This is a genomic window from Wohlfahrtiimonas sp. G9077 (genome assembly GCF_002252155.1).
Classification (GTDB): Bacteria; Pseudomonadota; Gammaproteobacteria; order Cardiobacteriales; family Wohlfahrtiimonadaceae; genus Wohlfahrtiimonas.
Genome location: NZ_NEFD01000006.1, coordinates 23,982 through 36,809 on the forward strand (window position 1 = coordinate 23,982; position 12,828 = coordinate 36,809).

General features: G+C 44.4%; 13 protein-coding genes. 10 read left to right on the forward strand and 3 right to left on the reverse strand.

The genetic code is table 11. The features are described 5' to 3' along the window. Window positions 1-13: 13 nt before the first annotated feature. Window positions 14-991 carry a DUF1852 domain-containing protein gene (locus B9T20_RS08125; protein WP_094490590.1) on the reverse strand — a complete coding sequence of 326 codons (978 nt, stop codon included), beginning with the start codon at window positions 989-991 and terminating at the stop codon, window positions 14-16. A 218-nt stretch (window positions 992-1,209) separates the two neighbouring features. Here B9T20_RS08125 and B9T20_RS10135 point away from each other — a divergent pair, with 218 nt between their 5' ends. The 7 genes from B9T20_RS10135 (at window position 1,210) to B9T20_RS10200 (ending at window position 8,560) form a co-directional block, all read left to right on the forward strand. Continuing rightward, on the forward strand, window positions 1,210-1,368 hold the full coding sequence (locus tag B9T20_RS10135; RefSeq protein WP_158520535.1) for a hypothetical protein: 159 nt from the start codon (window positions 1,210-1,212) through the stop codon (window positions 1,366-1,368). A 573-nt stretch (window positions 1,369-1,941) separates the two neighbouring features. Continuing rightward, on the forward strand, window positions 1,942-3,291 hold the full coding sequence (locus B9T20_RS08130) for a diaminobutyrate--2-oxoglutarate transaminase family protein (RefSeq protein WP_094490591.1): 1,350 nt from the start codon (window positions 1,942-1,944) through the stop codon (window positions 3,289-3,291). A gap of 8 nt (window positions 3,292-3,299) precedes the next feature. Next, a complete protein-coding gene (locus tag B9T20_RS08135) occupies window positions 3,300-4,739 on the forward strand; it encodes an aspartate aminotransferase family protein (RefSeq protein ID WP_094490592.1) in 1,440 nt (479 codons plus the stop codon). Between the two features lie 199 nt (window positions 4,740-4,938). Continuing rightward, a complete protein-coding gene (locus B9T20_RS08140) occupies window positions 4,939-5,583 on the forward strand; it encodes a carbonic anhydrase family protein (protein WP_094490593.1) in 645 nt (214 codons plus the stop codon). Window positions 5,584-5,684: 101 nt separating this feature from the next. Continuing rightward, window positions 5,685-7,478 (forward strand): DEAD/DEAH box helicase, encoded by a 1,794-nt coding sequence (locus tag B9T20_RS08145; protein WP_094490594.1) that lies wholly within the window; start codon window positions 5,685-5,687, stop codon window positions 7,476-7,478. Between the two features lie 289 nt (window positions 7,479-7,767). Then, window positions 7,768-8,343 carry a 2OG-Fe(II) oxygenase gene (locus B9T20_RS08150; RefSeq protein ID WP_094490595.1) on the forward strand — a complete coding sequence of 192 codons (576 nt, stop codon included), beginning with the start codon at window positions 7,768-7,770 and terminating at the stop codon, window positions 8,341-8,343. Window positions 8,344-8,395: 52 nt separating this feature from the next. Continuing rightward, window positions 8,396-8,560 carry a hypothetical protein gene (locus tag B9T20_RS10200; RefSeq protein WP_199415239.1) on the forward strand — a complete coding sequence of 55 codons (165 nt, stop codon included), beginning with the start codon at window positions 8,396-8,398 and terminating at the stop codon, window positions 8,558-8,560. Here B9T20_RS10200 and B9T20_RS08155 read toward each other — a convergent pair. Beyond that, on the reverse strand, window positions 8,557-10,095 hold the full coding sequence (locus B9T20_RS08155) for a cation acetate symporter (RefSeq protein ID WP_094490596.1): 1,539 nt from the start codon (window positions 10,093-10,095) through the stop codon (window positions 8,557-8,559). The two genes, B9T20_RS10200 and B9T20_RS08155, sit on opposite strands and share 4 nt — an antisense overlap. Further along, window positions 10,092-10,439, reverse strand: a complete 348-nt coding sequence (locus tag B9T20_RS08160; protein WP_018121882.1) for a DUF485 domain-containing protein — start codon at window positions 10,437-10,439, stop codon at window positions 10,092-10,094. The genes B9T20_RS08155 and B9T20_RS08160 overlap by 4 nt, the downstream gene beginning before the upstream one ends. Before the next feature lie 497 nt (window positions 10,440-10,936). Here B9T20_RS08160 and B9T20_RS08165 point away from each other — a divergent pair, with 497 nt between their 5' ends. From B9T20_RS08165 to B9T20_RS08175, 3 genes are all read left to right on the forward strand, one after another. Further along, complete coding sequence (locus B9T20_RS08165) at window positions 10,937-11,272, forward strand: DsrE family protein (protein WP_094490597.1); 336 nt, start codon at window positions 10,937-10,939, stop codon at window positions 11,270-11,272. A gap of 189 nt (window positions 11,273-11,461) precedes the next feature. After that, complete coding sequence (locus B9T20_RS08170; protein ID WP_094490598.1) at window positions 11,462-12,502, forward strand: YeeE/YedE family protein; 1,041 nt, start codon at window positions 11,462-11,464, stop codon at window positions 12,500-12,502. 39 nt (window positions 12,503-12,541) lie between these two features. Next, on the forward strand, window positions 12,542-12,772 hold the full coding sequence (locus tag B9T20_RS08175; protein WP_094490599.1) for a sulfurtransferase TusA family protein: 231 nt from the start codon (window positions 12,542-12,544) through the stop codon (window positions 12,770-12,772). Window positions 12,773-12,828: the final 56 nt, after the last annotated feature.

The window sequence follows — 12,828 nt, forward strand, 5'->3', positions numbered from 1 at the left end:
TCCATGCGGTGAATTAAAGGTCGTAGGCTGCGGCCCATTGTTCAAGAATCTCTTTGTGGGGCTTGATGAAATGTTCTTCGGTAAATTTCCCCTGTTTAACGGCCAATTCGCTGCGCTCTTTGCGGTCATAAACGATTTGTGTGAGTGAGAAATCTTGGTTATTTAAGCTTGGTTGATACACCGCGCTGGCAGCAGCATTTGCATTATAGATTTCAGGGCGATAGATCTTTTGGAAGGTTTCCATGGTGGCAATTGTACTGATCAACTCAAGATTGCTGTAATCGCTCAATAAATCGCCACTGAAATAGAAGGCGAGCGGCGCTTTACAGTTGTGCGGCATGAAGTAACGTACCTGTAAGCCCATTTTTGCAAAGTACTGATCGGTTGAGGAGAACTCATTTTGCACATATTCAACACCGAGCACAGGATGCGTATTTGTAGTGCGATGATACGTTTTGCTGCTCGCCACGCTCAAGCAAATCACAGGCGCTTTATTAAAGTTGTCTTGATAAGCAGGTGAATGAATAAAGTATTTAAAGAGTTTGCCATGTAGATCCCCAAAGTTCTCCGGCAAGCTGAATTCAGCCTTGTCTTTATTGTGATCAAGCAACAATACGCTAAAGTCATAGTCACGCACATAAGAAGAGAAACTGTTGCCCACGATGCCATCGATGCGCTGATTCGTTGTGTGATCGATGATGTTGGTTTTTAAGATCTCAATGATTGGGAAGGTTTCGCCGTTGTTTTCCACATCAATGTCCACAGAGATGATTTCAAGCTCAATGGCATAGCGATCGCCTTTTGGATTGTCCCAATGGGCCAAGTCATTGAAGCGACTGTTCATCATCTGCAATGTTTTGCGCAAGTTCTCTTGGCGACTCTCGCCTCTGGCTAAGTTCGCAAAGTTGGTGGTCAAGCGTGTGCTGTTGGCAGGATGATAATTTTCGTCGAAACAAATGCTTTTGACGGAACATTTAAAATTTGTACTCATAGTGTTCTGGCCCTTGGTTGCTAAAATTAACTGTTGTATTGATTTATATCTAAATCAATGCATGAAAAAAAATGATTTTAATTCATGCAATGATGATAAAAATTCATCGATTAAAAAATCGAGCCTGTCCACAAGCGCTTTTTCAGAAAAAAGGTGTTGTTATTGTTCGCAATTTTAAATTTTGATTTTGTAATCAAAGGACAGCTTCTGCACCTGCAATGGCAGTGGGCAATAAAATATCAGATCTATTCTCTTATGACATGATCGGTGTGGACATTGCATATTTAGAAAATTTAATTGGGCCTGCTCGTAAAACGGACCGCGATGCGCACACCAAAACTTATCTTGTGGGTGGATCGCATTATGATTGGTTATAATCTTGAGCAACAGGCAGGCTTAAAATGGGGATGTGATTAAGTCCATATATAGGTTCATAAATGTTAAGAGAAATCGGATGATGAAAGATTGCGATCATCTGATCAATTGACTTGAAATGAATCCCACAAAGATAAAATATATCCTTAAGCTCTGGAAAAGGGCTTTTTTAATGGAAAAAATCCAAGCCATTTATCTTCGTCATTTCTTAAAGTTTTTAGCGGTTTTCTTTACCAATATCCACATGATTTTCATGTAAATTTACATGAAAAATGGGTGCATAAAAACGTTGCCAATTTGAAATTTATAGGGCAGAATTAGCGCCCGCTAGTCACTAGCGGTATTTAAATTATTTTTTTCACGGAGGGCCATTAGATATTACAGCATGCGGTTGTACTATCTGGGCATTGATAACTTAACAATTACTGTTAGATTAAAAGAACAAAGAAAATTGAATCATTAGATTTATGACCTAGATAAATCTAAGCATAATGTATCATTAGGTGGATAGTTAGAAAATTCAATCCAATGCGTGCTTTTATTACCACAGTAGAACTTTTTTCAGAGGGTTTGACATGGGAACAACACCATTATCAACATTTGATAATCAATATTACATCAACAGACAATCACACTTCGAGTCCAATGCACGAAGTTATCCTAGAAAGTTTCCGATCTCCATCAAAAAAGCACAAGGTGCTTGGCTTGAGGACGTTGAAGGAAAACGTTATCTAGATTGTTTGGCAGGCGCAGGCACTCTTGCCTTAGGTCACAATCATCCACGCATCATTCAAGCGATTAAAGACGTTTTAGAGAGCGAATTGCCATTGCATACGCTGGACTTAACGACGCCTTTAAAAGACCAGTTTTCTGAAACGGTGTTAGGCTTATTGCCGGGCAATCGTGATGATTGGCGTTTACAATTTTGTGGTCCTACAGGTGCAGATGCTAATGAGGCGGCCTTTAAATTGGCCAAAACAGCCACAGGGCGCGCGAGCATCATCAGCTTTACAGGCGGTTATCATGGCATGACCAATGGCACATTGAGTGCCACAGGCAATCTTGATGCCAAAACTCCCATTTCTGGTTTGATGCCGTATGTGCAGTTCATGCCGTATCCTTATGCGTATCGTTGCCCACTTGGCATCGGTGGCGAGCAAGGTGAAGTGGCATTGGCCAATCTATTTGAACGCATGCTCACAGACATCGAAAGCGGGATCACCAAACCTGCGGCGGTGATTTTAGAGGCGATTCAAGGGGAAGGCGGCGTTGTGCCAGCACCTGCGCATTGGTTAAAGCGCGTGCGTGAAGTGACAGAGCGTTTGGGCATTGTGTTGATTTTAGATGAAGTACAAGCAGGCATTGGTCGCAGCGGCGATTTCTTTGCATTCGGTGAATCTGGCATTGTGCCGGACATGATCGTCATGTCTAAAGCCATTGGTGGGGGTTTGCCAATGGCGGTGGTGGCATATCGTGCACAATTGGATGTTTGGAATCCTGGAGCGCACACCGGTACATTCCGCGGCAATCAATTGGCGATGGCCACAGGCTTAGTCACACTTGAGATGATCACCAAAGAAGGCGTACAAGAGAATGTACAACAAGTGGGAAAAGCGTTAAAAGAGGGCTTGTTGGCATTGCAACAGCGTTATCCTTGCATTGGTCAAGTGCGTGGCCGCGGTTTGATGCTCGGGCTTGAAATTGTCGATGCAAAAGGACAAACAGATCATTTAGGCAGCTTGCCGTATGCACCTGAGTTGGCGGTGGCGTTACAGCGCGCATGCTTTAATGCAGGTTTGATTGCAGAGCGTGGCGGCCGCCATGGTTGCGTGTTGCGCTTTTTACCGCCATTGACATTATCGTTAGATGAAGTGGCGTTGATTTTAGAACGTTTAGACATCGCGTTGACGCAAGTTTCTCAATAGGATCGGACATGAACAAAGACATTACCTTAGGCATCACCGAAACAGGTGAGGCGGGGGCCAATACATATCGCAATTTGATGACCCAAGCGGTATCATTGGCCGCCAATTGGTTGGAAGATGGCAAAATGTACGATGGCATGCCGATCGAAACATTGCGAAGTGAGTTGAAGAACATTGAGTTATTGCCAAGTGACGGCATCGGTGACAAAGCGGCGCTTGAAGAGGCGAATCAATACTTCTTGCAGCATGCGCTACAGGTGCACCATCCATTGTGTTCCGCCCATTTGCATTGCCCAACGACCTTGGCCTCACAATTGGCAGAAGTGTTGATCAATGTGTCGAACCAATCCATGGATTCATGGGATCAAAGCCCATCGGCAACATTGTTTGAAGAACGCATCATTACCGAGCTTCGCCGCATCATTGGTTATCCTGCGGGCGATGCGGGCATCTTCACAAGTGGCGGCACGCAAAGCAATTTTATGGGTTTATTATTGGCCCGCGAATATTGCTTGAAAACCTTCCCGCAATACAGCAAAAGTTCATTGGCGGTGATCTGCTCTGAGCAGGCGCATTTCTCTGTGCAGCAATCGGTGTTGCTGCTAGGCTTTGAAGAGAGTTGCGTGGTTTCTGTGCCCTGTGATGATGGCGGTCGCATTATGGTGGATGCCTTAGCGGATACTTTAGACGATTTGGCCGCACAAGGTCGTAAAGCCTTTGCCATTGTGGCCACTGCCGGCACAACGGACACAGGCGCCATTGATGATCTGTCAGGCATTGCAACGCTTGCCAAGCAGCATCAAACATGGCTGCATGTGGATGCGGCATGGGGCGGCATTTTGCTCTTTTCTCATCAATATCGTGACCGTTTAGCGGGCATTGAGCACGCCGATTCAATTGCGCTTGATTTTCATAAGCAATTTTTACAAACCATCAGTTGTGGTGCATTTGTGTTAAAAGAGGGCGCAAATTATGAGCTCATTCGTCGCCACGATGATTATCTCAATCCTGTGGAAGATGAGTTGGAAGGCGTGCCGAATTTGGTGAGCAAATCCATTCAAACCACCCGCCGTTTTGATGCCCTCAAACTCTGGATGAGTTTGAGAAGCATCGGGGCTCAGCAATATGGTGACATGGTGGATTATTCTGTGGATTTAGCGCAACAAGTGGCAAAATATGTGGATGAGTCTGAGCATTTTGAGCTCGTCAATTCAACACAGATTGCCAGTGTGCTCTTTAGAATCAAGCCTGAATCATTAGGCGGTAAAGACAGCACAAAAACCCATCGCTACATTGCCCAGCTTTTGTTTGATGAAGGGCATGCCAATCTAGGCATTACGCGCCGCGATGGCATTGTGACGCTAAAAATGACACTCTTAAATCCGCACACGCGCTTTGAGCATGTTAAAGGCTTATTGTCCACGATTGAAAAATTGGTGGGCTGTTAAGTGAGGAAAAACCGCTGTTGTCAGCGGTTTTTTTTTGAATGATGCGCACGATGACTGTATAAAAAGTGTGCAAAATTTGTAGGATTTTTTTCCATTCGCCCGATCAGGGGAAAAATCAGAGTAGACTGTTTGATCATTGATTGCAGTTGAGATGTTTTCTAATTTGTACTGAATTACCCCAACTAGGAAGAAGTTAAACATGAGATTACACAACGTAGAAGATCAGAAATCTTTAACGCCACAATTGGCTTTGTCGTTTTTAAAAGAGGGCAACAAGCGCTTCATCGCGAACCTTAAAGCTCACAGCAACTTGTTAGAGCAAGTGAATGAGACCAAAGCGGGGCAATTTCCATTTGCCATCATTTTAAGTTGTATTGATAGCCGCACCTCTGCGGAGTTGATCTTTGACCAAGGTCTTGGCGACATCTTCAGCGCACGCATCGCGGGCAATGTGCTCAATGATGACATCATCGGCTCGATGGAGTTTGCCTGTAAATTGGCGGGCTCAAAATTGATCGTGGTGCTGGGTCATTCCCATTGTGGGGCGATTACGGGCGCTTGTAAGGGGGCTAAATTGGGACATTTAACGGATCTTTTGGCAAAAGTTCAGCCATCGATTGAGCATGTTAAAGTGCATCATGCCGATCTTGACATCAAATCGAAAGAAGCGGTGGATAAAGTGGCTTTTCACAATGTGGAATACACCATTGATCACATTTTAGAAAAAAGCACCGTCTTAAAAGAGATGTATGACAGCGGTGAAATTGGCATTGTTGGTGCGTTCTATAAAGTGGAAACGGGCGAAGTGGATTTTATCAAAGAGATGTTCAATGAGAAAAAATAAGTGCTGATCAAGCACAAAAACCATTTCAAGATTTTGAAATGGTTTTTTTATGTTTATAATGTAAAAAACACATTCATCTAACAATAAAAAAAAGAGACATTATGGCCTTTATTATACCCACCATTAAAAGCTCAGAAGGGTCGATGACCGCGGGGGAAAATCGTTTCGCAAAACGCCTACAAGACAAACTCGATGATGACACCATCTGTTGGTTCAACATTCCGATTCATGGTTATTATCCTGATTTTGTGCTTTTTCATCCAGAACGTGGTTTATTGGTGCTGGAAGTCAAAGATTGGACAATTAATAACATTGAGATTTTCTCACGTTTACATGTGGCGCTGCGCAATGTGCCGGAGGTTTTGAAGGAAAATCCTTTAGAACAAGCCAAACGCAGTAGACGCGAGATCGTTAAACAATTGGGGGCAGGTTTTTTAGCACAGCATCGCATTGCCTATGGCGAGGGCGTTGTGCTGACGAACATTACGCGCAAAATGTATCGCGATGCAGAGTTTGATCGCGTGTTGCCAGAGCATTTGGTCATTTGCAGTGATGAGATGTATGAAAGTGCAGATCCCGCACAATTTGCGGCGCAGCTTTGGGGCATGTTGCCCTTTCAAATGCAGACAAAGCTCAACGATGCTTTGATTCAGCGCATCCGTGGGACACTGTATCCGGAAATCTGCATTCCCTTAAAGCAAACAGAGCTGTTTGCGCCCGATGAGATGCTAGAAGCGCAAGGCACAGAATCCATGGGCATTTTAAAAGTGATGGATCTTCAGCAAGAGCAATTGGCACGCAGCCTTGGCGTTGGGCACCGAATCATTCATGGCGTGGCCGGTTCAGGCAAAACGGTGATTTTAAAGTATCGCGCTGAGTATTTGGCCAAAAGTGCCACGCAACCGATTTTGGTGGTGTGTTACAACAAATCATTGGCGCATGATTTGGCCTTGTATTTTGAGGCTAAAAACTTAAGTGATAAAGTGCATGTGCACAACTTTCATGCATGGTGCGGTGCACAGTTACAAAAGCACGGTTGTCAAAAGCCACCTAAACAAGAGAGCACGGATCTGTATTGCCAAATGATGGTGACATCAGTGCTGAATCATTTAGAAAATAAAACCTTGCCAAGGCAGCAATATGCCGCTGTATTGATTGATGAAGGCCATGACTTTGAGGCCGATTGGTTTAAAATCATGGTGCAAATGCTAGATCATACTGAAACGTTGCTCATTTTGTATGATGATGCTCAATCCATCTATGGCGTGGATAAGAAAAAGATCAAAACCTTCTCAAGTGTTGGCATCAATGCCAGAGGCCGCACCACGATTTTACGCACCAATTACCGCAATCCATGTACGGTGCTTGATTTTGCCAAGCGCTTTTCTGACCATTACATTGCCTATGAAGGCGATGAAGATGCTGTGCCATTGTTAGAGCCGAACAGTGCAGGGCGTAAAGGGACTAAACCTTTGGTGATGCGCATTGCCAATCATGATTATCTCAAAGAGGCGAACTATATTGTCGAAGCGATGGTCAATGAGCATAAAAATGGTCGCCCGTGGCATGAAATGGCGGTGATCCATCGTTATCAATTTTTCAGCAATGACATTAAAAAGGTTTGCCATTTTAAAAGTGTGCCAATCGCCACAGAAGATAACAATATGCAAGGCGTGCGTTTTATCACCATGCATGCGTCTAAAGGATTAGAGTTTCCCTTTGTGTGCATTCCATCGGTGGGGCGACCTTATAAGCACAATGGTGAATTGTCAGAGGAGGCCAAATTGTTGTATGTCGCCATCACGCGCTCGACGGATAAATTGGTGGTCACATATCATGATGATTCGCTCTTTTGTCCTAAATTGTTAGAAGTTGGCATCATTGCCGAATCATAAGAGCAGCATGCGCAAAATTTATTCGCTTAAGTTGCTGATTATTTATGCGATTTTACCCGTTACATAAATAAAAAAAATAATATATTCAGGCTGCCAGAGGATGATTTTTGGCAGCCTTTTTAAAAAGTGGCGATTTTTTCTGTGTTCAAAGGCACAGCATGGCACAATGTTTGTCATATAAGATAATGAAATAATCCATAAATAATTGTGATACATTTAAGTTTTAAATTGTAATTTTGGTGCATTTGTCAGTATAAGAGGGATCCATTCATCGACGGATATTAATGCCATGACAATTGATAAACTTTTAGATGCTTTAACAACATGTGGTTGGTATGTCTGGGACGATTTTTTATCCTCATCTGACATTGCGGCCATTAAAGCAGCCATTCCAGAAGATGCCTTACAGGCAGCGCGCATCGGTCATCAAAGCTCATTGCAAAATAATAAAAATGTGCGCGGCGATTTGACGGTGTGGTTAGATCCTGAAATGGGCGAGGCCATCGCGCGATATTTAGATCAAATGGATGCGGTGCGTTTAGCCGTGAATGCGGCGCTCTATATGGGATTAAAAGAGTTTGAAACCCATTTTTGTCGCTATCCGAAAGGGGCTTTTTACCACAAGCACAATGACAATCCGCGTGCCCAAAGCCGCCGCAAAATCACCACAGTGTTGTATCTCAATGAAGATTGGCAAGTGGGCGATGGCGGGGAATTGGTGGTGTATGATCAGCAAGACAATCCACTCATCACACTTGAGCCCATTGCAGGGCGCATGGTGTTTTTTCTCTCTGAAGCCTTTCCCCATGAAGTTTTACCCACACAAACCACGCGTGAAAGCATCGCCGGTTGGTTTTTGAATTGATGTATACTAAAGCCTTTCATTCCTGACAATCATTCGGTAAAGAAGGCTCGCAATGACGACAGACGACAATACCCGCACCCCCGACACCGCTCATAAACCTTCTAAAAAGAGCCAATGGCTCTGGTTGATTGGTTTATGGGTCGGAGGTGCTGTATTTATGTATGGCTTAGCTAAAATCACCAAATTATTAATGCAGGCGGCAGGGCTTGCGCCTTAACACATCCGCGCGCCTGTATTGGCTTTGACGCGAATGGTACGGTAAAGGGAATAAGCCTCTGCCGTATTGTGTCGCTTTGCGCCCAATTTAGCGCCAATAAAGCCCGCTAAAAATCCAAGGGGAATGGTGATGATGGCAGGTACGGCTAAATCCACCAATGGTGCACCTGTGAAAATGGCATGCCCTGATTCTGACCAGATGTTTGGCCCCATCGCCCCTAAGATTAAGCAGGATAAGACACCTGTTGCGATCGCAGCGACCGTGCCTGTTGAGTTAAAGTCCTTCCAATAGATGGTGTATAAAATCACCGGTAAGTTTGCCGATGCGCCAATGCAGAAGGCAAAGGACACCAAGAAAGAGACGTTTAAATTCTGCGCAAAGAGGGCAAGGAAGATGGAAAGAATGGCAATGGCGATGGAGCCTAAACGACCGGCTGCCACTTCTTGTCCTGAGCTGAGTTTGCCATCTTTGATGATCTCTGCATAGATGTCATGGGAAATGGCGGATGCACCCGTCAAAACAAGCCCTGAAACCACCGCTAAAATTGTTGCAAAGGCGACTGCGCTGATGAAAGACATCAACACTTCACCGCCCAAATACTTAGCAAGGAGCGGCGCTGCGGTATTGCCCGCTTTGCTTTCCGCTAAAATGCTCTCGATGCCCACAAAGTGTAATGCCCCAAAGCCCAAAAAGATGGTCAAAGAGAAGAAAATGGTGGTGATCCACGTTGCCCATGAGATGGAGGCGCGTGCCGTTTTGGCATCTTTCACCGTGAAAAAACGCATTAAAATGTGGGGCAATCCCGATGTCCCGAGCACCAGCGCCATCATCATGGAGATCGAGTCAATGGAGCTTGAGTACTTCATGCCGGGAATGAGGAAGGATTCGCCATTGTCTTTCGCAATGGTGTCGAACATATGCGTGATGGAGTAGCCAAATTTATGGAACACCAAGCCCGCCAATAAGCCTGTACCAAAGAGCAATAAGACCGCTTTGATGATTTGCACCCATGAGGTTGCCGTCATGCCGCCAAAGAGTACATAGGTTGTCATCATCACGCCCACGATCAATACCGCAATCCAATAATCAATGCCAAATAAAAGCTTGATCAATGCGCCTGCACCCACCAATTGGGCGATCATGTATAAAATCACGATGATGATGGTGCCGCCGGCTGCCACGCCGCGCACGCGTTTTTCATTAAAGCGCGCCGTGAGCATGTCGGCCAATGTGTATTTGCCAAGGTTGCGCATCGGTTCGGCGATCACATAGAGCAATACAAGGTTCGCGACAACATAACCAATCGAGAAGAAAAAGCCATCAAAGCCCGTTAAAGCGATCGCGCCAGAAACGCCCAAAAATGCAGCCGCAGAGAGATAATCCCCCGCGATCGCAAAGCCATTTTGCCAGCCGGTTAAACCGCCGCCTGCGGTGTAGAAGTCTTTTGCTGAACTCATGCGCTGCGCGGCGATGTACGTCACCACCAAAGTGAGCCCCACAATGGCTAAAAAGAAGCTGATGGAGATCCAATTCATGGCTGACCTCCTTTCATCTCTTCAAATTTTTGTAAAACAGCCGCAGATTCACGGTCAAATTGACTCGCTTTACGCACATAGAGCGTGCACAACACGATCGTCATTAAAAATAGACCGGCAGAATAGAACCAAACCCCAGTAATTGCGCCCACAACTGGGGTTTGCAAAAAGGGTTGAAACGCCAAAATGGGCAACAAAATATAGATGAATAAAAAACTGCCCGTGACAGAGAATAAAAAGATGTTCTTACGGCGAACAAAGTGATTAAACTCAGGCATCTCCTCGATGGCGATGAACTGCTGGTACGTCAAACCGTCATGCTGTTGATCTGTGCTATCAGACATAGCATCCTCCTCATTGTTATCAATCATTCATTATGTAGTTATCCTGTTATTCAGGTGGTTAGCGCCAGTAATCTTTGGATTTATTGTGATTCTTTAAAGACCGCATTTGTGATGTTGTCTTTAAAATGGAGCTATTTTGTAGTATCTGAGAATATAAAAAATTGTCAAACAATATTTAATGTTTAAGTTTAAATTTATTGTGAATGATGATGTATTTTATTGGCTTTAATAGCTATTTATGTTGTGTTTTAGGTGGTTTTGTTGTTTTTTATTTTCATAAAATAATGGGTGTTTAAGTAAAAATTATGGTGAAAATAAATCCATTTAAAATGATTTTTGGAAAAATAAAAGGGTGTTGATGGTCAAAAAAGGTTTTTTTTTGACAAAAAACTACAAAATGGCAACATAAAAGACGCTTAACATGATGTGCGATGACTACGCCACAAGCAGGAAATTTGTTACAATTTGTGCAGAACATACTTTCTGGAGGAGTCATCATGACTGCATTTAACGTGGTTTTTCACATTGATGAGTTGGACAAATGGCCGCGCGTGATGGCCAATGTCAACAATCTCATCAAAGGGTTGGATGAGCCGTATGACATTCGCATCGTTGCCAATGGTGCGGCTGTGAAAGGGTATTTAGCGGCGGAGTATGCTTCAAAATTTGCAGATCTTGCAGCTTTAGGTGTGATGCTGAACATCTGCCAAAACTCGATGAATGGCTTTGAGATTAGCGCATCCATGTTACCAAATTGCATCACCATAGTGCCGGCGGCTGTGATGACATTGGCACGTTTACAGCATCAAGGCTTTGCCTACATTAAGCCGTAAATAATCCATCAAGATATATCAATCCCCAAGCCATGCTTGGGGATTTTTTTATGTGTCTTTTAATCGCATTAACATACTAAACATATATGTAATTAAAAATATTTCTTGCCATCTGTCACACAGGGTGCTATAAATTTTGAACGATGTGAATCGGCTCAATAAAAATGATGACAAGTGGAGGAGAAGAGGATGTTCAGTGGATTATTGGTGGGTGCGTTGTTTGGCTTTATCTTGCAGCGATCCCGATTTTGTATGACAGGCGGTTTTCGCGACATTTATTTAACGCGCAACCACACATTGCTCTATGCATTTTTGATCGCGATTTCTGTGCAAGCGGTGGGCGTTTATGCCTTGGTGGAAACAGGGCATTTGTCAATTGCCATTAAAGATGTCTCACTCATCAGTGTGATTGGCGGCAGTTTAGTGTTTGGCATCGGAATTGTCTTGGCGGGCGGCTGTGCAACTGGCACATGGTACCGCGCAGCCGAAGGCTTAATTGGCAGTTGGATTGCGTTGATTTTTTATATGTTGTCCGCGGCAGTGGTGAAATATGGTGCGTTAAAAGATTTTTATAGCGATGCAAAAAGCACCACATTGATCAATAACTCAGTGGCAGACACGTTGCATGTCCCACAATGGGCATTGATTGCTGTATTGGTTGTGGTGACGACAGTTTTAGTGACGCGCCATCTTTGCCGCCCAAAAGTGGTCGTGCCAAGTTTACCGGCGCAGCGCACAGGCATCGCCCATCTATTGTTTGAAAAACGCTGGCATCCATTTGTGGCTGGCGCCGTCATCGGTGTGATTGCTTTGATCGCTTGGCCATTGAGCACAGCATCCGGCAGAAGCGGTGGGCTTGGCATCACAACGCCATCTGCCAATATCGTGCGCTTTTTGGTCACCGGTGATGCTGGTGTGATCGATTGGGGCGTATTTTTAGTGCTTGGCATTTTCATTGGCTCATGGATTGCGGCAAAGGGCAGCCGTGAATTTAAATGGCGCGTCCCCAGTGCCAATATCCTCATCACCAGTTGTTTGGGTGGCATTTTGATGGGCTTTGGTGCCGGCTTTGCAGGTGGCTGCACGATTGGCAATGGATTGACCAACACCTCAATCATGACGTGGCAAGGTTGGTTAGGATTGTTGTTTACTATTTTTGGGGTATGGATTGCCGCTTACTTTGTGTATGTACGCCCACGCCAAGTGGCACTTAAAACCGCTGCGGCATGATCAATTGAATGACTATTTAGAAACATTAAGGAGAAATATATGGCAGTGTATGAATTAAAATCCCTCGGTATGGTGTGCCCATTTCCGTTGTTGGAAGCGAAAGATATAATCAAAACATTATCCGTGGGGGATGAGCTTAAAATTGAGTTTGATTGTACGCAAGGCACAGAAGCCATTCCACGCTGGGCAGCTGAGTCAAATTATACCGTCAAAGATTATGCGCAAATTGGCGATGCAGCCTGGACAATCACGGTGGTCAAAACCCATTAAATGAACCTGGCATTAAAAAACTCACGCATCATGATCGGTGCGTGAGTTTTTTTGTA